This is a genomic window from Burkholderia metallica, from assembly GCF_001718555.1.
Taxonomy (GTDB): domain Bacteria; phylum Pseudomonadota; class Gammaproteobacteria; order Burkholderiales; family Burkholderiaceae; genus Burkholderia; species Burkholderia metallica.
Genome location: NZ_CP013401.1, coordinates 2,349,498 through 2,371,728 on the forward strand (window position 1 = coordinate 2,349,498; position 22,231 = coordinate 2,371,728).

The window sequence follows — 22,231 nt, forward strand, 5'->3', positions numbered from 1 at the left end:
CACCGAAACCGCAACTGACCGACCAAGGAGATGAGACTCATGAGCACCCCGATCACGCTGCCGCAAGGCATGACGATCACCGGCGAAATCAAGCCGGGTTACGAAGCGATCCTGACGCCCGACGCGCTGGCACTCGTCGCGGCGCTGCACCGCACGTTCGAACCGCGCCGCCAGGCGCTGCTGCAGGCGCGCGTCGAGCGCACGAAACGCCTCGACGCAGGCGAGCGCCCCGACTTCCTGGCCGAGACGAAGGCGATCCGCGAAGGCGACTGGAAGGTCGCACCGCTGCCGGCCGACCTGCAATGCCGCCGTGTCGAGATCACGGGCCCCGTCGAGCGCAAGATGATCATCAACGCGCTGAACTCGGGCGCCGATTCGTACATGACGGACTTCGAGGATTCGAATGCGCCGAGCTGGACGAACCAGATCGACGGCCAGATCAACCTGAAGGACGCGGTGCGCCGCACGATCTCGCTCGAGCAGAACGGCAAGTCGTACCGGCTGAACGACAAGGTCGCGACGCTGATCGTGCGTCCGCGCGGCTGGCACCTCGACGAGAAGCACGTGACGGTCGACGGCCAGCGCGTGTCCGGCGGCATCTTCGATTTCGCACTGTTCCTGTTCCACAACGCGAAGGAACTGCTCGCGCGCGGCTCGGGCCCGTACTTCTACCTGCCGAAGATGGAAAGCCATCTCGAGGCGCGCCTGTGGAACGACATTTTCGTCGCCGCGCAGGAAGCCGTCGGCGTGCCGCGCGGCACGATCCGCGCGACGGTGCTGATCGAGACGATTCTCGCCGCGTTCGAGATGGACGAAATCCTGTACGAACTGCGTGAACACAGCTCGGGCCTGAACGCCGGCCGCTGGGACTACATCTTCTCGGCCATCAAGAAGTTCAAGAACGATCGCGACTTCTGCCTCGCCGAGCGTTCGAAGATCACGATGACGGTGCCGTTCATGCGCGCGTACGCGCTGCTGCTGCTGAAGACCTGCCACAAGCGCAACGCGCCGGCGATCGGCGGGATGAGCGCGCTGATCCCGATCAAGAACGATCCGGAAGCGAACGAGAAGGCGATGGGCGGCGTGCGCTCGGACAAGCAGCGCGACGCGACCGACGGCTACGACGGCGGCTGGGTCGCGCACCCGGGCCTCGTGCCGATCGCGATGGAGGAATTCGTGAAGGTGCTCGGCGACAAGCCGAACCAGATCGCGAAGCAGCGCGACGACGTGCAGGTCGAAGGCAGGAACCTGCTCGACTTCCAGCCGGAAGCGCCGATCACCGAAGCCGGCCTGCGCAACAACATCAACGTCGGCATCCACTACCTCGGTGCGTGGCTCGACGGCAACGGCTGCGTGCCGATCCACAACCTGATGGAAGACGCGGCGACGGCCGAAATTTCCCGTTCGCAGGTGTGGCAATGGATCCGCTCGCCGAAGGGCGTGCTCGACGACGGCCGCAAGGTCACGGCCGAACTCGTGCGCGAATTGTCGAAGGCCGAGCTCGACAACGTGAAGCGCTCGGTCGGCGGCAACACGCAGCCGTACGAGCGCGCCGCCGCGATCTTCGAGCAGATGTCGACGTCGGAGGGCTTCACCGAGTTCCTGACGCTGCCGCTGTACGAGGAAATCTGACGCCGCTGCCCGTCTCGACCGGAGTCGACCCTGCGCCGGCGCCGGTTGGATACGGTGACGGCATCAAAAAAGCGCCCCTTACGGGGCGCTTTTCTTTTGCGACGCGCGCGGCTGCCGCGCAACCGGTCAGACGGCTTCGCGCTCGCGCCGGTGCTGAACCCAGTCGCCCGACGCGATGCGCGGACGCCCGGCTGTCGCGTGCGCGGCAACTGGATAGTAAAGGCACGCGTACTGCCGGCCGCCGAGTTCGACCGTGACGCTCTCGGGTTTGAACAGCGAGTCGACGCCCGGATAGACGCGCTCGATCTCGTCGAGCACGGGGACGAGCCGCTCGTCGACCTCGTAGACGTCGCCCCAGACGAGCGACCTGCCGTCCGACCCGGCGATCATCCCCGGATACGTACCGAAATCGTACAGTTCGCCCGGCAGCGCGGCGGCGCCGAGCAGCGTCGGCGCGGCAATCCCGTGCCTGGCGGCCGCGTGGCCGATGTCGTTGGCCTCGCCGTTTCTCAACGTGCCGTAGACGAATACGTGACGCATCGTGGTTCTCCTCTTCGATTCATATGTTGCCGTGTTCGCGTGCGACCGGCACACGGTTCGTGCAAAATCGCCCGCGCCTCGATAGACCGCGAGACCGGCCGGTGGTTCGGAGCCGCGAGCGCGTCCGGCCCCGGGGCAGCCGTTGAATCGCCAGGCCCCCACACAAAGTTCATTTGAACGCGGCAAGATCATCGGACAAACCGCCGCATGCGCTTTCGCGGCGCCTTCTACAATAACGGCATCGCCGCCGCGCTGCCCGAATCGTCCATGAATCCGCCCGCCCAAGCCGACGTACCGAACTCGGACGTCATCGACATTCCGCCCGAATTCGCGCCGACCACCGTTCACCCGATGCGCGTGCGCGCACGGCAGGTCGACGCCGGACGCCGCATCCCGCTGCACACGCATGCGTGGGCGCAGCTCGCATACGCGTCGCGCGGCGTGCTGCGCGTCGCGACGACCGGCACGACCTGGATGGTGCCACCGTCCCGTGCGATCTGGGTGCCGCCTCGCGTGACGCACGAAGTCGTGATCGTCGAAGAAGCGTATTTGCGCACGCTGTATATCGACGCGTCGATCGTGCCGGACGGGCTCGATGCGTGCCGTGTCGTCGAGGTGACGGGGCTCCTGCGCGAACTGATCGTCGCACTCGACGCGCGCGGCCTGAACGCCGCGCGCGAGCGCCTGCTGTGCGAGCTCGTACTCGACGAGCTGAGTCGCGCCGAACCGCTGCCGCTCGCGGTGCCGATGCCCGATGAAAAACGGCTGCGCCTGCTGTGCGAATCGGTGCTCGCGCACCCGGCGCATGCGGAGTCGCTCGAACACTGGGCGAGCGAGGTCGGTGCGAGCACGCGCACGATTTCACGGCTCTTCAGGCAGGAACTGGGGGTGAGCTTTTCGCAGTGGCGCCAGCAGGCGCTGCTGGCTCGGGCCATTCCGCTGCTGAACCAGGGGCGCCCGCTATCGCATATCGCCCGCGAACTCGGCTATCAGAGCCAAAGCGCCTTTTCTGCGATGTTCCGACGCGCGTTCGGCGAAAGCCCGCGCGCATTCATGCTGCGCGGCTACGAGCACCGCGGCCCGGAAGGCCGCCTCGCGGACGACGAAACGCCGGACGACGACGCGATCGACGCTGCCCGCTGAACGCGTCGCGCGGGGTCGTCCGCGCGTCAGACCGGCCGCACCATGTGGCGAATCGAGCCGAGCTGCGCGAGCCGCGACCCGGCAACCCGATAGCCCATGCGCAGGTAGAGACGCGCGGCAGGATTGTCGACGAACACGCGCAGCTGCAGTTCGTGCAGCCCGCGCGCACGCGCCCAGCGGTGCGCCATGTCGAGCATGTAGGTGCCGGCGCCCTGCCCGCGATGGCCGGCCGCGATCTGTACGTCGCGGATGTGCAGCGAGTCGCCCTCTTCGGTCACGCGCAGCACGCCGATGCGCTCGCCGTCGGCTTCCAGGATGAAGTTCTCGGATTCGCGCCAGCTCGCGTAGAACAGGTCGCTTCGCCACACGAGCCCGTGACGCTTGTAATAGCCGCCCATGTTGCCGTGCGTCAGCGCTTCGGCGAACGGAAAATCGCCGGCTTCCGCGGGCCGGAGCTGATACAGGAGTCGCAGGTCGGTCGGATCGAGCATCGCGCAGGGGTCAAGAACGCACCCCGCCACGATAGCGCAGTCGCGCGCGGATGCAATCGCGAATTTCTCGTAGCGGTTCGACGCCGGATGAGCGGAAGTGCTGTGCTTGCCTGCATGGCTTCCTCCCCTCCGCAGCCACGCGCCCGCCAGCAGACGCAATCGGAAATGCAAATGAAGAAGCCCGCACAAGGCGGGCTTCTTCATTTTTCTGGCGGAGCGGACGGGACTCGAACCCGCGACCCCCGGCGTGACAGGCCGGTATTCTAACCGACTGAACTACCGCTCCAGTCTTACTACTGCCTGGCAGGCGTCGGTTGCTTCCTGCCGGCGCATCGTTTGTTCGAACGACACCGAAATCTGGCGTCCCCTAGGGGATTCGAACCCCTGTACTCACCGTGAAAGGGTGATGTCCTAGGCCTCTAGACGAAGGGGACAACGTACTGCTTACATCCTTAATGCAAAAGCCCGTTCAAAAAACGTTCTTTGAACGGGCTTCGTTCTGGCGGAGCGGACGGGGCTCGAACCCGCGACCCCCGGCGTGACAGGCCGGTATTCTAACCAACTGAACTACCGCTCCAGCTTTTCTTACTCGCGCCTGCAGGACGGTGTCACGTTCCTGCAAGCGTTGCGGCACTTCTACGAAACGCCGCTGAATCTGGCGTCCCCTAGGGGATTCGAACCCCTGTACTCACCGTGAAAGGGTGATGTCCTAGGCCTCTAGACGAAGGGGACAACGTACTGCTTACATCTTTAATACAAAAGCCCGCTCAAAAACGTCTTGAACGGGCTTCGTTCTGGCGGAGCGGACGGGACTCGAACCCGCGACCCCCGGCGTGACAGGCCGGTATTCTAACCGACTGAACTACCGCTCCAGCTTTCTTACCCTCACCCGCAGGACGTCGGTTACGTTCCTGCAAGCGTTGCGACATTTCTACGAAACGCCGCTGAATCTGGCGTCCCCTAGGGGATTCGAACCCCTGTACTCACCGTGAAAGGGTGATGTCCTAGGCCTCTAGACGAAGGGGACAAAATCTTTTCAGATTTGTCTGACTTTCGCTATTCATTTTTCAATCAACAGCGAAGGCCGAAATTCTAACTGCTTTGAATCATTTTGTGAAGCATTTATTACCACCGCTGCTTCGCAAATCAACCCAGCTTGTTCTGATGGTGGAGGTAAGCGGGATCGAACCGCTGACCTCTTGCATGCCATGCAAGCGCTCTCCCAGCTGAGCTATACCCCCTTGCAGAACAGAAATGAGATTATATGGACCTACTTTGAACTTGTAAATACCCTTTTTGCGATTCGCGCGAATTTTTTTGCGAAGCTGCCGCGATGTCGTGCACGGGCAGCTTCGCTCGCACCCGAACCTCAGGCCAGCGCGGCCTCGATGCGCGACACCACGACGTCACGACCGAACAGCACCAGCACCGCATCGATCGACGGCGTGTGCGTCGTACCCGCCACCAGCAGCCGCACCGGCATCGCCAGTTGCGGCATCTTCAGCTTGTGCGCGCCGAGCGTCGCCTTCAGCGCCGCGGACACGGCCTCCTTCGTCCAGTCGGCCGCCTTCAGCGCGGTGACGAGATCGGCCAGCGCCGGACGCACCGCATCGGTCACGTGCTGCGCCAGCGCATCGGCTTCCGGCGCCGGCACCCGGTAGAACATCGCAGCGCCTTCCGCGATCTCCTTGACCGTCGTCGCGCGATCCTTCATCAGTCCGACCACGGCATCGAGCGCCGGGCCCGTCGCGATCGCCGCGTCCTCGATGCCGAGTGCGTCGAGGAACGGCTTGGCCAGCTCGGCGAGGCGCGCGTTGTCCGCTTCCTTGATGTAATGCGCGTTCAGCCAGCTCAGCTTGCTGTGGTCGTACTGCGCAGGCGACTTGCCGAGATGCTCGAGATCGAACCATTCGACGAACTGCTCGCGCGAGAAGATCTCCGCGTCGCCGTGCGACCAGCCGAGGCGCGCGAGATAGTTGACGACGGCCTCCGGCAGGAAGCCCGCGTCGCGGTACGCCATCACGCTCATCGCGCCATGCCGCTTGCTCATCTTCTCGCCCTGCTCGTTCAGCACGGTCGGCAGGTGCGCGTAGACCGGCGGCTCGCCGCCGAGTGCGTTCAGGATGTTGATCTGGCGCGGCGTGTTGTTCACGTGGTCGTCGCCACGGATCACGTGCGTGATGCCCATGTCCATGTCGTCCACCACCACGCAGAAGTTGTAGATCGGCGTGCCGTCCGGGCGCGCGATCACGAGGTCATCGAGTTCTTCGTTCGAGATCTCGACGCGCCCCTTCACGGCGTCGTCCCACACGACCGTGCCCGTCAGCGGATTACGGAAGCGCAGCACCGGCTTCACGCCGGCCGGCGGCTCCGGCAGCACCTTGCCGGGCTCCGGACGCCACGTGCCGTCGTAGCGCGGCTTCAGGCCGGCCTCGCGCTGGCGTTCGCGCAGCGCGTCGAGTTCCTCGGCCGACATGTAGCACGGGTACGCGAGACCCTTCTCGAGCATCTGCGCGAGCACCTCGCGATAGCGGTCCATCCGCTGCATCTGGTAGATCGGGCCTTCGTCGAAATCCAGGCCGAGCCACTGCATCCCCTCGAGGATCGCATCGACCGCTTCCTGCGACGAGCGCTCGACGTCGGTATCCTCGATGCGCAGCACGAACGTGCCCTTCATCTTGCGGGCGAACGCCCACGGATAGAGTGCGGAGCGGATGTTGCCGAGGTGGATGAAGCCGGTGGGACTCGGCGCGAAGCGGGTACGGACAGGACGGGTCATAAACGGTAACTCGAACGCCTGGGGCGCATGAATGATTCGACGCGGGATCGACGGCGGCAACCCGGACAGCAGCGGGGCCGGCGACGCCCGGAACGGGAAAGAAGCCGGAATTATACTCGCGCCGGACATCGCGCCAAGCGCACCGCTTGCTTTATGATGTGCGCGCCGCGGCCGCCAGCCGGCGCGGCGCCGGCCGCCCGGAACCTGCCGCGCGGCCGCTCGGAACCTATCGCCGCCGCGGGCCGTGTAACCCGCCGCCAAGCCGCCGGAGAATCATTCGATGTCGTCCCCTCGCCTGTCGCGCCGCCACTTCACGATCGCCGCCGCGTCCGCCAGCCTCGCCGCCTGCACGTCGTTCGGCGACAAATCCCGTCCGGATACCGCATCCGGCGCCACGCAGCCGCACGAGAAGCCCGTGAAGATCGGCATCGCCCTCGGCGGCGGCGCCGCGCGCGGCTTCTCGCACATCGGCGTGCTGAAGGCGCTCGAGGCACGCGGCATCCCGATTGAAATCGTCGCGGGCACAAGCGCGGGCTCGGTGGTCGGCGCACTCTATGCATCGGGCATGAGCGCACTGCAGATCAACAAGATCGCGCTCGACATGGACCAGGCGGCAATCAGCGACTGGGCGCTGCCGTTCCGCTCGCGCGGGCTGCTGCAAGGCGTGGCGCTGCAGAACTTCCTGAACAAGACGCTCAACAACCGGCCGATCGAAAAGATGGCGAAGCCGCTCGGCATCGTCGCGACCGATCTGCAGAGCGGTCAGCCGATCCTGTTCCAGCAGGGCAATGCGGGGCTCGCGGTACGCGCGTCGTGCAGCGTGCCGTCGGTGTTCGAACCGGTGAAGATCGGCAGCCGCGAATATGTCGACGGCGGCCTCGTGAGCCCCGTGCCCGCGTCGTTTGCGCGCAAGATGGGCGCGAGCTTCGTGATCGCGGTCGACATCTCGGCCCGTCCCGACGGCGCGGCGACCAACAACCCGATCGAGATGCTGCTGCAGACCTTCACGATCATGGGCCAGACGATCAAGACCTACGAGCTCGACAAGTATGCGGACGTCGTGATCCGCCCGAACCTCGCGGCCATGGGCGGCAGCGACTTCAACCAGCGCAACGCGGCCATCCTCGCGGGCGAGGAAGCCGTCGCGCGCATCATGCCGGAACTGCAGCGCAAGCTCGCGGCAGCGCGCGGCACGGCTGCCGCGTAAGCGCGCAACAGGCACGTAACCGCCACGCATGCCGGCGCGCGCCGCCGGCATGCACACGGCGAACGCCGTGTCGGCTCGCCGCTTGCGCCGCCCCAAAACAAAAAACCCTGCCGCCTTTCGGTGACAGGGTTTTTTCGATCCGGCCGGGACGGCCGTCGAACGTCAGTTGTTGCCGTTCGCCGAATCGTCGCCGATCGTCGCGCGCACGCGCTGACGCAGGTCTTCCGGCTTCATCGGGAACTCCGATTCGAGCCGGCGCGCGCCGGTGAAGCGCTTTTCCCAGTAGCCGCTATCGAGATCGTCGACACGGATGGTGCTGCCCGTCGATGGCGAGTGCACGAACTTGTTGTCGCCGATGTAGATGCCGACGTGCGAGAACGTGCGGCGCATCGTGTTGAAGAACACGAGGTCGCCCGGCTTCAGGTTGCTCATGCTCACCTTCTCGCCGACGCGGCTCATCTCTTCCGCACGGCGCGGCAGCGACATCCCGAGGGTGTCCTGGAACACGTAGCGCACGAAGCCGCTGCAGTCGAGGCCCGAATCCGGCGAGTTGCCGCCCCAGCGATAGCGCACGCCGATCATGTTCAGCGCGCCGACGACCACGTCGCCCGCCTTGCCGGCCATGCCCGCGAGGAACGACTTCGCGCCGCCGCTCGACGGCTGCGCGCTGGTCTGCTGGAGGGAGGAACCCGACCCGATCTGAGTCGAATTGGTGACATTCTGGTTAAAACTGCTGACTTCGTCGGCGAAAGCGCCGGGAGCTGCTGCGAACAGGGCGCCGATGAACAGCCCGGCGACGGTGCGCGCGCATGCCTGGGTCAGGGATCGATGCTGCATTGGTCGATGGAATTTGCTTAAAAATCAGCTGATTGGCGGAAAATTTCGGTCGATACTAGCCAGCGCGTAATCGTTTGTCAAAACAAATTAATAAATACAATCGAGATGGTCAGACCATTGGCGGCCTATCACGCTTTCCAGACCGCTTTCAACAGCTTTTGTGTGTAAGGATGTGACGGTCTGCCGAAGATGTCGGCCACCTCCCCCGACTCGACCACCGCCCCGTCCTGCATCACCGCGACGCGGTGCGCCATCGCCCCGATCACCTCCAGGTCGTGGCTGATGAACACATAGCCGAGGTTGTATTTCTGTTGCAAATTCGCGAGCAGTTTCAGCACCTGCTGCTGGATCGACACGTCGAGCGCGGAGGTCGGCTCGTCGAGGATCAGGATGCGCGGCTCCAGCACCAGCGCCCGCGCGATCGCGATCCGCTGGCGCTGGCCGCCCGAGAATTCGTGCGGATAACGATGCAGCACCGTCCGGTCGAGGCCGACTTCGCGCAGCACCGCAAGCGACTTCGCGCGGCGCGCATCGGGCGTCATGTCCGGCCGATGCAGCTCGAGCCCCTCGCCGACGATCCGCTCGATCGTGTGACGCGGCGAAAGCGAACTGAACGGGTCCTGAAAGACGACCTGCATGTTCGAGCGCAGCGCGGTCTGCTCGCGGCCGCGATAGGTCGACAGCGCGCGCCCCTGGAATTCGATCGTGCCGCCGGCCGTCTTCTGCAGGCCGAGCAGCGCCATCGCGAGCGTCGACTTGCCCGACCCCGATTCGCCGACGATGCCGAGCGTCTCGCCCTGCCGCACCGAGACCGACACGTCCGCGACGGCCGTCACCGGCACCGTGCCGAACCAGCCGGCGATACCCGGCCGCCGACGCGCGAACTGCACACTCACGTGGTGCGCGTCGAGCACGACGGGCGCGATCGGGATCACCGGCGCGACCGCGCGCTGCGGCCGGCTGTTCAGCAGCCGCTGCGTATACGGATGCTCGGGCGCCGCGAAGATCCGCTCGACCGGCCCGCTCTCGACGAGCCGGCCGCGCTCCATCACCGCAACGCGATCCGCGAAGTGCCGCACGAGATTCAGGTCGTGCGTGATGAGCAGGATCGCCATCCCGCGCTTTTCCGCTTCCTCGCGCTGCAGCTCCAGCAGCAGGTCGACGATCTGCGCGCGGATCGTCACGTCGAGCGCGGTGGTCGGCTCGTCGGCCAGCAGCAGGCGCGGCCGGCACGCGAGCGCCATCGCGATCATCGCGCGCTGGCGCTGGCCGCCCGACAACTGGTGCGGATAGCTGTCGACACGCCTCTCCGGCTCCGCAATGCCCGTGCGCGCGAGCAACGCGATCGCGCGCTTGCGCGCCTCGACCGCCGACACGCCGTCGTGCAGCACGATCGTCTCACCGATCTGCGCGCCGATCGTATAGAGCGGATTGAGCGCCGTCATCGGCTCCTGGAAAATCATCGCGATGTCCGAGCCGCGCAGCCCGCGCATCTCGCGCTCGCTCTTGGCCGAAAGGTCCTGCCCCGCGAAGCGGATCGCGCCGCTCACGTCGGCGTCGCGCAGCAGCCGCAGGATCGACAGCGCCGTGACGCTCTTGCCCGACCCCGACTCGCCGACCAGCGCGACGCGCTCGCCGCGCCCGATCGCGAGCGTCACGTCGTCCACCACGACCGTGTCGCCGAAGCGCACGTGCAGGCCCTCCAGCGACAGCAGCGGTTCGCCCGGCGAAGGCGATGCGGAAATCGTGCTCATCGCTGGCCTCCCGCGGCCCGCACCGAATCGGCGATCCGCGTGTCGAGCGCGTTGCGCAGTGCGTCGCCCATGAACGTCAGCAGCAGCAGCGTCGCGACCAGCACGCCGAACGTCGACAGCGAGATCCACCACGCGTCGAGATTGCCCTTGCCCTGCGCAAGCAGCTCGCCAAGGCTCGGCGTCGGCGGCGGCACGCCGAGCCCGAGGAAATCGAGACTCGTGAGCGCGAGGATCGCACCGCTCATCCGGAACGGCAGGAACGTGATCACCGGCGTGAGACTGTTCGGCAGCACATGGCGCCAGATGATCTGCCAGTTCGTAAGCCCCATCGCACGCGCCGCGCGCACGTAGTCCTGCGTGCGGTTGCGCAGGAATTCCGCACGCACGTAATCGGCGAGCCCGATCCAGCCGAACAGCGACAGCAGCACGATCAGCAGCAGGAAGCTCGGCTCGAAGATCGACGCGAAGATGATCAGCAGGTACAACTCGGGCAGCGAACTCCAGATTTCGATCAGCCGCTGCCCGACGATGTCGATGCGGCCGCCGAAAAAGCCCTGCACGGCGCCCGCGGCAATGCCGATCAGCGTGCCGATCACGGTGAGGATCAGCCCGAACTCGACCGACACGCGGAACCCGTACACGAGCCGCGCGAGCAGGTCGCGCCCCTGCGCGTCGGTGCCGAGCAGGTTCTCGCGCGACGGCGGTGCGGGATTCGGCACGTTCGAGAAGTAGTTCAGCGTGTCGTAGTAGTAACGGTTCGGCGGATAGACGACGAAATTGCCGGGCGCCTCGAGCCGCTTACGCACATACGGATCGAGATAATCGGCCGGGGTCGGGAAGTCGCCGCCGAAGGTCGTTTCCGGATACGCATGGAACAGCGGGAAATAGGTCTGGCCGTCGTAGCGGACGACGAGCGGCTTGTCGTTCGACCATAGCGGCGCCGCGAGGCTCGCGGCGAACGCGGCGAAGAAGATCACGAAGCTCCAGTAGCCGAGCCGCTGCTGCCGGAAGCGCTGCCACACGCGGCGCGCGGGCGACGGGGACACTCGCGCGCGCGCGGCGTCCAGGCGGGACGTGTCGATGGCACCGCTCATCGCGCACCTCGCCCGGTGACGCCGGGCATGCGGACGGATGGTTTCATGTCAGCGCTCCAGGTTGTCGAATTGAATGCGCGGGTCGACCCACACGTAGCAGAGATCCGAGATCAGCTTGGTCGCCAGTCCGATCAGCGTGAACAGGTACAACGTGCCGAGCACGACCGGGTAGTCGCGCCGCACGACCGATTCGTACGACAGCAGCCCGAGGCCGTCGAGCGAGAACAGCGTCTCGATCAGCAGGCTGCCGGTGAAGAACGCGCCGATGAACGCGGCCGGGAAGCCGACGATCAGCGGCAGCATCGCATTGCGGAACACGTGCTTCCACAGCACCGTGCGCTCGGCGAGCCCTTTCGCGCGCGCGGTCAGCACGTATTGCTTGCGGATCTCGTCGAGGAACGCGTTCTTCGTGAGCATCGTGACGACCGCGAAGCTGCCGACGACCGACGCGGTGATCGGCAACGCGATATGCCACAGATAGTCGAGCACCTTGCCGACAAGCGACAGCTGCGCGAAGTTGTCCGACGTGAGCCCGCGCAGCGGGAAAATCTGCCAGAACGAGCCGCCGCCGAACAGCACGAGCAGCAGCACGCCGAGCACGAAGCCCGGAATCGCATAGCCGACTAGCACGACGAGGCTCGTCGCGACGTCGAACGGCGACCCGTTGCGCACGGCCTTCGCGATGCCGAGCGGCACCGATATCAGATAGGTGAGGAAGAACGTCCACAGCCCGATGCTGATCGACACGGGCAGCTTCTGCACGACCAGCGACCACACGCTCTGGTGACGGAAGTAGCTGTCGCCGAGATCGAAGCGCGCGAAACGCTTGAGCATCAGCCAGTAGCGTTCGAGCGGCGGTTTGTCGAAACCGTACAGCGCCTTGAGCTGCGCGAGCTGCTGCGCGTCGACGCCGGTATGCGCGCGCATCCCGAACGGCACCGCGCCCTGCTCCGTCGCGCCCTTGCGCAACTCCTGCACGGCCTGTTCGACGGGGCCGCCCGGCACGAACTGGATCACCGCGAACGTGAGGGTCAGCACGCCGACGAGCGTCGGGATCATCAGCAGCAGGCGTTTGAGGATGTAGCTCCACATAGGGCGTCGACTCGCGATCGGTAGGCGGGGTTGGACGTACGGGCGGCAGGGTCAGTGATCGGGCTTCGCCCACCAGGTCGACACCACCCAGCCCTCGGCCGAATAGTACAGCGGCAGCGTCTGCGGATAGGCGAGCGTGCGCTTGTACGCGATTCGGTGCGTCGTGCTGTACCACTGCGGAACCGCGTAGTAGCCGTGCATCAGCACGCGGTCGAGCGCATGGGTCGCGTCGAGCAGGTCTTCGCGCGTCTGCGCGGTACCCAGCGCGTGCAGCAACGCGTCGACGGCCGGCGACTTCAACCCGATGAGGTTGTCGGAGCCCGGCTCGTCGGCGAACTTGCTGGCGTACCGCGAGTATTGCTCGGCCCCGGGCACCTGCACACCCGGCAAGCGGATCGTCGTCATGTCGTAGTCGAACGCGTCGAGACGCTTCTGCAGCAGCGCGAAATCGGCCGTGCGAAAGCGCGCGACGATGCCGAGCTTCGCGAGGTTGCGCTGGTAGGCCGCGACGATCCCTTCCATCGCCGCGCCCGAATCGTCGAGGATCTCGAACGTGAACGACTCGCCCTTCGCGTTGCGCAGCGCGCCGTCGCGATAGGTCCAGCCGGCTTGCGCGAGCAGCGCGCGCGCCTTCAGCAGATTCGCGCGCAGCGAGCCCGGCGGGTTCGTGTCCGGCTGCGTGACCATCGGGCCGAACACGGCCGGGTCGAGCTGCGCGCGCAGCGGCTCCAGCAGCTTCAGCTCGCCGGGGCCGGGCGTGCCGGTCGCCTGCAGGTCGGTGTCGGCGAAATAGCTGTCCAGACGCGTGTAGGCGCCGTAGAACAGCTGGCGGTTCAGCCATTCGAAGTCGAACGCGAGGTCGAGCGCCTGCCGCACGCGCACGTCGCGAAACAGCGGGCGGCGCAGGTTCATGAAGAAGCCCTGCATGCCCGCGCCGTTGTGCTGGCGGAATTCGCGCTTGACGAGCTCGCCGCTGTCGAAGCGCTTGCCGACGTCGCGGCGCGTCCAGTTGCGCGCGATGTACTCGACGAGCACGTCGTAATCGCCGGCCTTGAACGCCTCGAGCCGCGCGACGCCGTCGCCGTACAGCTTGTAGACGATCCGCTCGAAGTTGTTCGTGCCGACCCGCACCGGCAGGTCGACGCCCCAGTATGCGGGGTTGCGCCGGTACGTGATGTTGCGGCCGTTGTCGTAGCGCTCGATCAGGTAAGGGCCGCTGCCGATCGGCTGCTCGAACGCGAGCTGGTCGAACGGGATGCGCGAACCGTCCGCGCGCACCCCCCACTTGCGCGAAAACACCGGCACGCCGCCTGCGATCAGCGGCAATTCGCGGTTCGCGCTGCGGAACTCGAAGCGCACGGTGCCCGGATCGACGACCACCGCCTTCGCGATCTCCGCGAAATACGCGCCGAATTGCGGCGCGGCCTGCTTGCTCTTCAGCGTGTCGAACGAGAACTTGACGTCGTCGGCGGTGACGCGATCGCCGTTCGAGAAGCGCGCGCGCGGATTCAGATGGAACGTGACCGAGCGCCGATTCGGCGCGATGTCGATGTCGTCGGCGAGCAGCCCGTACGCGGACGACGGCTCGTCCGAGCTGCCGGTCGCGAGGCTCTCGAACAGCATGTCGATGCCCGGCGCCGGGTTGCCGCGCATCGTGAACGGATTGAACTTGTCGAACGACGTCAGCCGGTTCGGGTTCGCGAGCACGAGCGTGCCGCCCTTCGGCGCGTCGGGATTGACGTAGTCGAAATGTTTGAAGCCCGGCGGATATTTCGGCTCGCCGTACTGGGCGATGGCGTAGGCCGCGTGCGCGGCCGGCGCCGCCAGCACCGCGTACAGCGCAATCGTCGCGGCCGCGCGGCCGGCGGCCTGCACCGCCCGTACCGCACGCAGCGCGCCGAAGCGGGCTCGCGCGGCGGCGGCCCGGGGCGAACCCTTCGTCATAGAAGCCCTGTCGATCGAATAAGGGTAGTAACGAGGAACGATTCTACCCATTCGAGCGTGCGAGCCAAAAGAAAACCGCCACACGGGCGGTTTCTTCACGAGCGGATCGCGGGCGCGCGCACGAGGCGCGCGCACCGGCGATCAGCGCCAGCCGTTGTGGCGGCCGTGATCCCAGTGGCCGCGATCGCCGCCCCAGCCGCGGCCGTGATGGCGGTACCACTCGTCGCGGCCCCAGTAGCGACGGCCGTCCCAGTAGCGGTCGCCGTGCCAGCCGATCACGATGGTCGGCGCCGGTGCGTAGACAGGGGCCGGCGCGTAGACCGGCGCAGGCTGATAGACGACCGGCGGCGGGGGCGGCGGCGCATACACGGGCGCAGGCGCGACGTAGACCGGTGCCGGAACGCCGAGATTGATCCCGACATTGACTCCCGCCATTGCTGCGCCCGACACGAGCAAGGCCGTCATACCGGTCAAGAGCGAGGCAACACGCAAAGTCTTCATGAATTCCTCTTCTGGTTGTGTCATGTGTGATTCGACTATAACGGCAAGCACCGCGTCCGCATATTTCAAGTTTGTAAGAACTGATGCGTCTCATCGCAACGATGAGCCCGCGCTAACGTCTTGTAACAATCGGCGTCCGCCCTGCCCCCTCGCCCCCGGTTCCTAAAACATCTTTCATCCTGGCCCGCGCCCCGCGTTAAGCGCCGCCACGCACACTGCGCGAGCCGAACCGGGCACCCGCCGCGCGTCGGCAACTCGCTGACAGACCGGCGCCCCGCGCCGGCGGAGACCTCGCCGATGCTGAAACTCGTCCGACTCGCGCTCGCGCGCCCCTACACCTTCATCGTCCTCGCGCTGCTGATCCTGATCGCGGGGCCGCTCGCGGCGCTGCGCACGCCGACCGACATCTTCCCCGACATCCGGATTCCGGTCATCAGCGTCGTGTGGAATTACGCGGGCCTGCAACCGGCCGACATGGCCGGGCGCATCGTCACCTACTACGAACGCACGCTCGGCACGACGGTCAACGACGTCGCGCACATCGAGTCGCAGTCGTTTCGCAGCTTCGGGATCGTCAAGATCTTCTTCCAGCCGAGCGTCGACATCCGCACCGCGACCGCGCAGGTCACGTCGATCTCGCAGACCGTGCTCAAGCAGATGCCGCCGGGCACCACGCCGCCGCAGATCCTCAACTACAACGCGTCGACCGTGCCCGTGCTGCAACTGGCGCTGACGAGCGACATGCTCGACGAGCAGCAGCTCGGCGACTACGCCACCAACGTGATCCGGCCGCAGTTGCTGTCCGTCGCGGGGGTCGCGATTCCGTCGCCGTACGGCGGCAAGGTGCGCCAGGTGCAGATCGACCTCGATCCGCAGGCGCTGCAGGCCAAGGGGCTGTCCGCACAGGACGTCGCCACCGCGCTCGCGCAGCAGAACCAGATCATTCCGGCCGGCACGCAGAAGATCGGCGGCTTCGAATACAACATCCGGCTCAACGACAGCCCGCTGACCATCGACCAGATCAATGCGCTGCCGATCCGGACCGTGAACGGCGCGGTGATCTTCATGCGCGACGTCGCGCACGTCCGCGACGGCTTTCCTCCTCAGGGCAACATCGTGCGCGTCGACGGCCGTCGCGCGGTGCTGATGAGCGTGCTGAAAAGCGGCTCGGCATCGACGCTCGACATCATCGCAGGCGTCAAGGCGCAGTTGCCGCGCATCGAGGCGACGCTGCCGCCGTCGCTCAGGCTCGTCGTGATGGGCGACCAGTCGGTGTTCGTCAAGGGCGCCGTGAGCGGCGTGGCGCGCGAAGGCCTGATCGCCGCCGCACTCACGTCGGCGATGATCCTGCTGTTCCTCGGCAGCTGGCGCTCGACGCTGATCATCGCCGCGTCCATTCCGCTCGCCGTGCTGGCCGCGATCGCGGCGCTCGCGGCCGTGGGCGAGACGCTCAACGTGATGACGCTCGGCGGCCTCGCGCTCGCGGTCGGCATTCTCGTCGACGATGCCACCGTCACGATCGAGAACGTGAACTGGCATCTCGAACAGGGCAAGAACGTGCGCGATGCGATCCTCGACGGCGCGTCGCAGATCGTCGCGCCGGCGTTCGTGTCGCTGCTGTGCATCTGCATCGTGTTCGTGCCGATGCTGCTGCTCGACGGCGTGGCCCGCTTCCTGTTCGTCCCGATGGCCGAAGCCGTGATCTTCGCGATGATCGCGTCGTTCGTGCTGTCGCGCACGTTCGTGCCGACGATGGCCCGCTACCTGTTGAAGCCGCACGCCGCGCATCCGGCGGCCGCGCTCGCGCCGCACGGTGTGCCGTTCCCGCCGCCGCGCGCGCGCCATCCGCTCGTCGCGTTCCAGCACGGGTTCGAGCGCCGCTTCGCGGCACTGCGCGCCGGCTACCGCGCCGTGCTCGGCCTCGCGCTCGTGCATCGCGCGCGCTTCGTCACGCTGTTCGTTGCCGCGGTCGCGGTGTCGTTCGCGCTGGTGCCATGGCTCGGCCGCAATTTCTTCCCGTCGGTCGACGCGGGCGAAATCGCGATCCACGTGCGCGCACCGATCGGCACGCGCATCGAGGAAACGGCCGCGCTGTTCGACCACGTCGAGCAGACTGCGCGCGACGTCGTGCCGCCGCGCGCAGTCGCGAGCATTGTCGACAACATGGGCCTGCCGAACAGCGGGATCAACCTGACGTACAGCAACAGCGGCACGATCGGCCCGCAGGACGGCGACATCCTCGTGTCGCTCACGGGCGATCACGCGCCCACGGCCGACTATGTCAGGCAGTTGCGTACGCAACTGCCGCGCGCGTTTCCCGGCGTGACGTTCTCGTTCCTGCCCGCCGACATCGTGAGCCAGATCCTCAACTTCGGCGCGCCCGCGCCGATCGACGTGCAGGTGACGGGCCCCGACCGTGCCGCCAACCGCGCGTATGCCGCCGCCCTGCTGCGGCGCATCCGCAGCGTGCCGGGCGTCGCGGACGCGCGCGTGCAGCAGGCGTCGACCTATCCGCAGTTCACGGTGTCGGTCGACCGCACGCGCGCCGCGCAACTCGGCATCACCGAGCAGGACGTCACGAATGCCGTGGTCGCCAGCCTGTCCGGCACGAGCCAGGTGTCGCCGACCTACTGGCTCGATCCGCACAACGGCGTGTCGTATCCGATCGTCGCGCAGACGCCCCAGTACCGGATGACGTCGCTGTCGGACCTGCGCGCGTTGCCCGTCACGGGCCGCTCGGGCACGCCGCAACTGCTCGGCGGGCTCGCGACAATCGTGCGCGGCCAGACCGACGCGGTCGTGTCGCACTACGACATCGCCCCGCTGTACGACATCTTCGCGACGACGCAGGATCGCGATCTCGGGGCGGTCAGCGCCGACATCGAACGCGTGCTGCGCGCGAACGCGGCCGGCTTGCCCAAGGGATCGCGCGTGACCCTGCGCGGTCAGGTGCAGACGATGAACAGCGCGTTCGGCGGCCTGCTCGCGGGCCTCGCCGGCGCGGTCCTGCTGATCTACCTGCTGATCGTCGTCAACTTCCATTCGTGGCGCGACGCATTCGTGATCGTGAGCGGCCTGCCCGCGGCGCTCGCCGGCATCGTCTGGATGCTGTTCGTCACGCGCACGCCGCTGTCGGTGCCCGCCTTGACGGGCGCGATCCTGTGCATGGGCGTCGCAACCGCGAACAGCATCCTCGTCGTGACCTTCGCGCGCGAACGGCTCGCGCATACCGCCGACGCGGCCGTCGCCGCGCTCGAGGCCGGCTTCACGCGGTTTCGGCCCGTGATGATGACCGCGCTCGCGATGATCATCGGCATGGCGCCGATGGCGCTCGGCCTCGGCGACGGCGGAGAGCAGAACGCGCCGCTCGGCCGCGCGGTCATCGGCGGCCTGCTGTGCGCCACCGTCGCGACACTGGTGTTCGTACCCGTCGTGTTCAGCCTCGTCCACCGGCGCGATCGCGCGCCCCGTTCCGAATCCCTGTCCCTCACCCCGGGAGAACAGCATGTCCACTGAATTCGAAGTCCGCCCCCCCGGCACGCCGCGCTATCTGAAACCGCTCGCGATCGCGGGCGCCGTCGCCGCGCTTGCGGTCGCGGCGGCCGGCCTCGTCGCACGCCTGCACGATGCGCACGCGGTCGCCGCGTGGACCGCGCAACAGGCGATCCCGACCGTCGCGACGGTGGCGCCGCAGCCGGCCGCGGCCGACGCGCTGGTGCTGCCCGGCCGGCTCGACGCGTACGTCGACGCGCCGATCTACGCGCGCGTGCCGGGCTACCTGCACGCGTGGTACGCGGACATCGGCGCGCACGTGAAGGCCGGCCAGTTGCTCGCGTCGATCGACACACCCGATCTCGACCAGCAGTTGCAGCAGGCACGCGCCGACCTGCAGAGCGCGAGCGCGAACGAACGGCTCGCGGCCGTCACCGCTGCCCGCTGGGCCGAGATGCTCGCGCAGGATTCCGTTTCGCGGCAGGAAGCCGACGAGAAACGCAGCGACCTCGATGCGAAACGCGCGGCCGTCGCGGCGAGCACCGCCAACGTCCGGCGACTCGAAGCGCTCGAATCGTTCAAGCGGCTCACCGCGCCGTTCGACGGCATCGTGACGGCCCGCAAGACCGATGTCGGCGCGCTGATCGACGCGGGCAGCGGCAACGGCGCCGAGCTCTTCACCGTGTCGGACGCGCGACGGCTGCGGCTGTACGTGCACGTCCCGCAAGACGACGCGGCCGCGATCCGCGCGGGCATGCATGTCGCGCTGACCGTGCCAGAGCGCCCCGGCATCACGTTCGACGCCACGCTCGCGGATTCCGCCCAGTCGATCGATCCGGCGTCCGGCACGCTGCTCGCGCAATTCTCGATCGCCAACCCGGCAGGCACGCTGTTCCCGGGCGAATACGCGCAGGTGCGCATCGCGATGCCGGGCGCCGCGCACGCGCTGTCGATTCCGGCGAGCACGCTGATCTTCCGTCACGACGGGTTGCAGGTCGCCGTGCTCGACGCAACCGGGCATGCACGGCTGCGCAACGTGGCGATCGCGACCGATCTCGGCACGCGCGTGGTGCTCGCGTCGGGGCTCGCGGCGGCCGACCGCGTGATCGACAATCCGCCCGATTCGCTCGCGGACGGCGACCCCGTGCGTATCGCCGGCGCCGCGACGACGGAGCGTGCCCATGGCTGACCGACTGCTTGCCGTGTGGCTGGGCAGCGTAGCGCTGCTCGCCGGCTGCTCGTTGGCGCCGACCTATCGTGCGCCGGCCGTTCCCGTGCCGGCCGCGTTTCGCGAAACGGGCGCATGGGTCGATGCCGCGCCGGCCGATCGCCTGCCGCGCGACGGCTGGTGGCGCGTATACGGCGACGCGACACTCGATCGGCTCGAACCGCTCGTCGCCCGCGCGAATCCCGACCTGGCCGCCGCCGTCGCAAGGCACGACGAAGCCGTCGCGCTGTTCGACGGCGCGCATGCCGCGTTGTTGCCGACCCTCGGCATCGGTGCCGAAACGGACCGCGACCGTCAGTCCGCGCGCCGGCCGTTGCGCGGCAGCGGTCAGCCCGACGTCTACGAATCGAACACGCTCGACGCGGGATTCGGCTACGACGTCGATCTGTGGGGCAAGGTCCGCAACGCGGTCGCGGCCGGTCGCGACGATGCGCAGGCAGCCGGCGACGCGCTCGCGTCGGTCCGGCTCAGCCTGCAGGCCGGCGTCGCCAGCACCTACTTCGACCTCGCAGGACTCGACCGTGAAGCGGACACGCTCGCGCAGACGATCGACACGTACCGCCGTGCGTGGCAACTCACCGTCAGCCGCCATCGCGGCGGTCTCGCATCGGGGCTCGACGTATCGCGTGCGCAAACACAGCTCGCGCTCGCCCGGGCACGCGCGTCCGACATCGCCGCGCGTCGCGCGCTCGACGAGCACGCGATCGCGGCACTCGTGGGCGAATCGGCGTCGACGTTCTCGCTGCCGCCCGTGGCTGCGCTGCCGGGCGTGCCGTCGATTCCGACGGGGCTCGCGTCGACGCTGCTCGAGCGCCGGCCGGACGTCGCCGCGGCCGAGCGCCGCGTCGCGGCCGCGAACGCGCGGATCGGCGTCGCACGCGCCGCGTACTTTCCCGACCTGTCGCTCGGCCTCGACGCCGGATTCCAGAGCGACACGTTTTCGCCGTGGCTCGCCGCGCCAAACGAGATCTGGTCGCTCGGACCGCGTCTCGCGACGACGCTGTTCGACGGGGGCCGGCGCGCCGCCGGCATACGCAACGCGCGTGCGCAGTTCGACGAACAGGGCGCGCGCTACCGCGCGGTGGTGCTGCAGGCGTTCCGCGAAGTCGAGGACGAGCTGGCGCAGTTGCACCGCCTCGGCGACGAATCGGACCAGGACGACGCGGCGCGCGCCGCGGCGCGGCATTCGCTCGCGCTGGCGATGTCGCGCTATCGCGACGGCGCGGTCAGCTATCTCGACGTGGTCACCGCGCAGACGACCGAACTCGATACGCAGATCGCGTCGCTCGACGTCGACGCGCGGCGCCTGCAGGCATCCGTCGGGCTCGTACGCGCACTCGGCGGCGGCTGGCACGACGCGGGTTCATGAACGATTCTTCATCGGCGTGCCGGCCGCCCGAACCGGCGCGCCCGATAACGTCGATCCTGCCGGCATCGCCATCGCGGCGCCCGCCACCGTCACCTGAAAGGAGCACGCCATGAAGACACTGATGTTCGCTACCCTGCTCTGCGCCCTCTGCGTCGCGCTGCCCGGCCGGGCCGGCGCCACGCAGCACGACACCGCGACTGCGACGCAGACGCTCGCCGCGGCTGCGGCCGCACCGTCGTCGTCGGCACAACCGGCATGGAATGCGCGGGCGGCAACGCCGCTGACTCGCGCACAGGTCTATCGCGAACTCGTCGAGGCCGAACGCGACGGCCAGCTCGCGCAGCTCGACCGCGAACTCTATTCGCACTGACCGCACGCATTCGCGCACGCCGCGCGACGCGCGGCGTGCGTGACATCCGCGAGCACGGCGCCATACCGCGTCGTCACTCGCCCGCGTCGAACCTGAATCCGAATCGCGCAACCGTTTCGATACGCGCGGAAAAAGCGTGCGCGGCCAGCTTGCGCCGCAGCCGCACGACCAGCGCATTGACCGTCTCGGGTTCGACGTCGGCATCGCCCCACGCATAACGCAGCACGGCATCGCGCCCCACCGGTCGCCCCGCTTCGCGCAGCAGGCATTCGACGAGCCGGAATTCCCGTGTGCTGAGCGCCAGCTTCCGGCCACGCTCTTCGAGTGCGCGCGTGGCCGCGTCGAGCCGGACCGGCTCGCGTATCGCGATGACGCCCGAGCGGCGCCACAGCGCGCGCAACCGCTCGTGCAGTTCCACGAACGAACAGGGATGGGCAAGACACACGTCGCAACCGGCCTGCAGCATCCGTGCGCGTTGCGCGGGCGTCGTGCCGGCAACGATCGCGGCGATCGTCGCGCCCGCGGCCGATGCGGCAAGTCGCGGCAATGCATCGAGGATAGCCGGGCCCGCAGCCGGGTCGGGCGCAACGATCACGATCGCGTCGAACCGGTCCTGCGTCGCCACGAAGCAGCCGTCGCGCCATCCGTCGACACGCTCGACACCATGCATGCTTTCGCGAAATGCCTTGTCGAGCCGCGCCGCTTCCGGATTCGGCGACGCAATCAGCAGGATGCGCATCGACCGGTCTCCGACGTCG

Annotated in this window: 17 protein-coding genes and 7 tRNA genes; 7 read left to right on the top strand and 17 right to left on the bottom strand. The window is 67.5% G+C overall.

From position 1 onward, the window contains the following. The first annotated feature begins 39 nt into the window (after positions 1-39). The gene (gene aceB / locus WJ16_RS10540; protein ID WP_069257011.1) at positions 40-1,632 is read left to right on the top strand and encodes a malate synthase A; all 1,593 of its coding nucleotides are present in this window, start codon (positions 40-42) and stop codon (positions 1,630-1,632) included. Between the two features lie 126 nt (positions 1,633-1,758). Here aceB and WJ16_RS10545 read toward each other — a convergent pair whose 3' ends face one another. Continuing rightward, complete coding sequence (locus tag WJ16_RS10545) at positions 1,759-2,172, bottom strand: gamma-glutamylcyclotransferase family protein (protein WP_069257012.1); 414 nt, start codon at positions 2,170-2,172, stop codon at positions 1,759-1,761. Between the two features lie 267 nt (positions 2,173-2,439). Here WJ16_RS10545 and WJ16_RS10550 point away from each other — a divergent pair, with 267 nt between their 5' ends. Next, a complete protein-coding gene (locus WJ16_RS10550) occupies positions 2,440-3,315 on the top strand; it encodes an AraC family transcriptional regulator (RefSeq protein WP_069258030.1) in 876 nt (291 codons plus the stop codon). Positions 3,316-3,341: 26 nt separating this feature from the next. On the opposite strand, the gene WJ16_RS10555 is transcribed toward WJ16_RS10550, so the two are convergent. The 9 genes from WJ16_RS10555 to gltX all read right to left on the bottom strand — a co-directional run bounded on the left by WJ16_RS10555 (position 3,342) and on the right by gltX (position 6,585). After that, positions 3,342-3,806: a GNAT family N-acetyltransferase gene (locus WJ16_RS10555; RefSeq protein ID WP_069257013.1), complete on the bottom strand. Its 465-nt coding sequence runs from the start codon at positions 3,804-3,806 to the stop codon at positions 3,342-3,344. A 209-nt stretch (positions 3,807-4,015) separates the two neighbouring features. Continuing rightward, positions 4,016-4,092 (bottom strand) — tRNA-Asp (locus WJ16_RS10560). 72 nt (positions 4,093-4,164) lie between these two features. After that, positions 4,165-4,240, bottom strand: a tRNA-Glu gene (locus tag WJ16_RS10565). Positions 4,241-4,306: 66 nt separating this feature from the next. Further along, positions 4,307-4,383: transfer RNA gene (locus tag WJ16_RS10570), tRNA-Asp, on the bottom strand. A gap of 79 nt (positions 4,384-4,462) precedes the next feature. Beyond that, positions 4,463-4,538, bottom strand: a tRNA-Glu gene (locus WJ16_RS10575). Between the two features lie 63 nt (positions 4,539-4,601). Next, a tRNA-Asp gene (locus WJ16_RS10580) sits at positions 4,602-4,678 on the bottom strand. Between the two features lie 79 nt (positions 4,679-4,757). After that, positions 4,758-4,833: transfer RNA gene (locus WJ16_RS10585), tRNA-Glu, on the bottom strand. A gap of 138 nt (positions 4,834-4,971) precedes the next feature. Beyond that, positions 4,972-5,047 (bottom strand) — tRNA-Ala (locus WJ16_RS10590). Between the two features lie 128 nt (positions 5,048-5,175). Next, positions 5,176-6,585 (bottom strand): glutamate--tRNA ligase, encoded by a 1,410-nt coding sequence (gltX, locus tag WJ16_RS10595; protein WP_069257014.1) that lies wholly within the window; start codon positions 6,583-6,585, stop codon positions 5,176-5,178. A gap of 280 nt (positions 6,586-6,865) precedes the next feature. Between gltX and WJ16_RS10600 the strand changes: the two genes are divergently transcribed. Continuing rightward, complete coding sequence (locus WJ16_RS10600; protein WP_069257015.1) at positions 6,866-7,792, top strand: patatin-like phospholipase family protein; 927 nt, start codon at positions 6,866-6,868, stop codon at positions 7,790-7,792. A 162-nt stretch (positions 7,793-7,954) separates the two neighbouring features. On the opposite strand, the gene WJ16_RS10605 is transcribed toward WJ16_RS10600, so the two are convergent. From WJ16_RS10605 to WJ16_RS10630, 6 genes are all read right to left on the bottom strand, one after another. After that, complete coding sequence (locus WJ16_RS10605; RefSeq protein WP_069257016.1) at positions 7,955-8,629, bottom strand: C40 family peptidase; 675 nt, start codon at positions 8,627-8,629, stop codon at positions 7,955-7,957. 128 nt (positions 8,630-8,757) lie between these two features. After that, positions 8,758-10,383, bottom strand: a complete 1,626-nt coding sequence (locus tag WJ16_RS10610; RefSeq protein WP_069257017.1) for an ABC transporter ATP-binding protein — start codon at positions 10,381-10,383, stop codon at positions 8,758-8,760. After that, complete coding sequence (locus tag WJ16_RS10615; RefSeq protein ID WP_069257018.1) at positions 10,380-11,477, bottom strand: ABC transporter permease; 1,098 nt, start codon at positions 11,475-11,477, stop codon at positions 10,380-10,382. Before WJ16_RS10615 ends, WJ16_RS10610 begins: the two co-directional genes overlap by 4 nt. A 48-nt stretch (positions 11,478-11,525) precedes the next feature. Next, positions 11,526-12,569, bottom strand: coding sequence for a microcin C ABC transporter permease YejB (locus tag WJ16_RS10620; RefSeq protein WP_069257019.1), 1,044 nt, complete (start codon positions 12,567-12,569; stop codon positions 11,526-11,528). Between the two features lie 51 nt (positions 12,570-12,620). Continuing rightward, entirely contained in the window at positions 12,621-14,513 is a 1,893-nt protein-coding gene (locus tag WJ16_RS10625) for an extracellular solute-binding protein (protein ID WP_069257020.1), read from the bottom strand. Positions 14,514-14,654: 141 nt separating this feature from the next. After that, on the bottom strand, positions 14,655-15,014 hold the full coding sequence (locus WJ16_RS10630; protein ID WP_069257021.1) for a hypothetical protein: 360 nt from the start codon (positions 15,012-15,014) through the stop codon (positions 14,655-14,657). Positions 15,015-15,311: 297 nt separating this feature from the next. On the opposite strand from WJ16_RS10630, the gene WJ16_RS10635 reads away from it, so the two are divergent. From WJ16_RS10635 to WJ16_RS10650, 4 genes are all read left to right on the top strand, one after another. Beyond that, positions 15,312-18,530, top strand: a complete 3,219-nt coding sequence (locus WJ16_RS10635) for an efflux RND transporter permease subunit (RefSeq protein WP_069257022.1) — start codon at positions 15,312-15,314, stop codon at positions 18,528-18,530. Next, the gene (locus tag WJ16_RS10640) at positions 18,520-19,695 is read left to right on the top strand and encodes an efflux RND transporter periplasmic adaptor subunit (protein WP_069257023.1); all 1,176 of its coding nucleotides are present in this window, start codon (positions 18,520-18,522) and stop codon (positions 19,693-19,695) included. The genes WJ16_RS10635 and WJ16_RS10640 overlap by 11 nt, the downstream gene beginning before the upstream one ends. Continuing rightward, on the top strand, positions 19,688-21,103 hold the full coding sequence (locus WJ16_RS10645) for an efflux transporter outer membrane subunit (RefSeq protein ID WP_069257024.1): 1,416 nt from the start codon (positions 19,688-19,690) through the stop codon (positions 21,101-21,103). The genes WJ16_RS10640 and WJ16_RS10645 overlap by 8 nt, the downstream gene beginning before the upstream one ends. 109 nt (positions 21,104-21,212) lie before the next feature. After that, positions 21,213-21,473: a DUF4148 domain-containing protein gene (locus tag WJ16_RS10650; RefSeq protein ID WP_069257025.1), complete on the top strand. Its 261-nt coding sequence runs from the start codon at positions 21,213-21,215 to the stop codon at positions 21,471-21,473. A gap of 73 nt (positions 21,474-21,546) precedes the next feature. On the opposite strand, the gene WJ16_RS10655 is transcribed toward WJ16_RS10650, so the two are convergent. Continuing rightward, positions 21,547-22,212 carry a response regulator transcription factor gene (locus tag WJ16_RS10655; RefSeq protein ID WP_069257026.1) on the bottom strand — a complete coding sequence of 222 codons (666 nt, stop codon included), beginning with the start codon at positions 22,210-22,212 and terminating at the stop codon, positions 21,547-21,549. Between the last annotated feature and the right edge of the window lie 19 nt (positions 22,213-22,231).

What these genes read in the sequence shown, in the direction of transcription:
- aceB (WP_069257011.1), top strand. Translation starts at nt 40, where the DNA reads ATGAGCACCCCGATCACGCTGCCGCAAGGCATGACGATCACCGGCGAA.
- WJ16_RS10545 (WP_069257012.1), bottom strand. Translation starts at nt 2,172, where the DNA reads ATGCGTCACGTATTCGTCTACGGCACGTTGAGAAACGGCGAGGCCAAC.
- WJ16_RS10550 (WP_069258030.1), top strand. Translation starts at nt 2,440, where the DNA reads ATGAATCCGCCCGCCCAAGCCGACGTACCGAACTCGGACGTCATCGAC.
- WJ16_RS10555 (WP_069257013.1), bottom strand. Translation starts at nt 3,806, where the DNA reads ATGCTCGATCCGACCGACCTGCGACTCCTGTATCAGCTCCGGCCCGCG.
- gltX (WP_069257014.1), bottom strand. Translation starts at nt 6,585, where the DNA reads ATGACCCGTCCTGTCCGTACCCGCTTCGCGCCGAGTCCCACCGGCTTC.
- WJ16_RS10600 (WP_069257015.1), top strand. Translation starts at nt 6,866, where the DNA reads ATGTCGTCCCCTCGCCTGTCGCGCCGCCACTTCACGATCGCCGCCGCG.
- WJ16_RS10605 (WP_069257016.1), bottom strand. Translation starts at nt 8,629, where the DNA reads ATGCAGCATCGATCCCTGACCCAGGCATGCGCGCGCACCGTCGCCGGG.
- WJ16_RS10610 (WP_069257017.1), bottom strand. Translation starts at nt 10,383, where the DNA reads ATGAGCACGATTTCCGCATCGCCTTCGCCGGGCGAACCGCTGCTGTCG.
- WJ16_RS10615 (WP_069257018.1), bottom strand. Translation starts at nt 11,477, where the DNA reads ATGAGCGGTGCCATCGACACGTCCCGCCTGGACGCCGCGCGCGCGCGA.
- WJ16_RS10620 (WP_069257019.1), bottom strand. Translation starts at nt 12,569, where the DNA reads ATGTGGAGCTACATCCTCAAACGCCTGCTGCTGATGATCCCGACGCTC.
- WJ16_RS10625 (WP_069257020.1), bottom strand. Translation starts at nt 14,513, where the DNA reads ATGACGAAGGGTTCGCCCCGGGCCGCCGCCGCGCGAGCCCGCTTCGGC.
- WJ16_RS10630 (WP_069257021.1), bottom strand. Translation starts at nt 15,014, where the DNA reads ATGAAGACTTTGCGTGTTGCCTCGCTCTTGACCGGTATGACGGCCTTG.
- WJ16_RS10635 (WP_069257022.1), top strand. Translation starts at nt 15,312, where the DNA reads ATGCTGAAACTCGTCCGACTCGCGCTCGCGCGCCCCTACACCTTCATC.
- WJ16_RS10640 (WP_069257023.1), top strand. Translation starts at nt 18,520, where the DNA reads ATGTCCACTGAATTCGAAGTCCGCCCCCCCGGCACGCCGCGCTATCTG.
- WJ16_RS10645 (WP_069257024.1), top strand. Translation starts at nt 19,688, where the DNA reads ATGGCTGACCGACTGCTTGCCGTGTGGCTGGGCAGCGTAGCGCTGCTC.
- WJ16_RS10650 (WP_069257025.1), top strand. Translation starts at nt 21,213, where the DNA reads ATGAAGACACTGATGTTCGCTACCCTGCTCTGCGCCCTCTGCGTCGCG.
- WJ16_RS10655 (WP_069257026.1), bottom strand. Translation starts at nt 22,212, where the DNA reads ATGCGCATCCTGCTGATTGCGTCGCCGAATCCGGAAGCGGCGCGGCTC.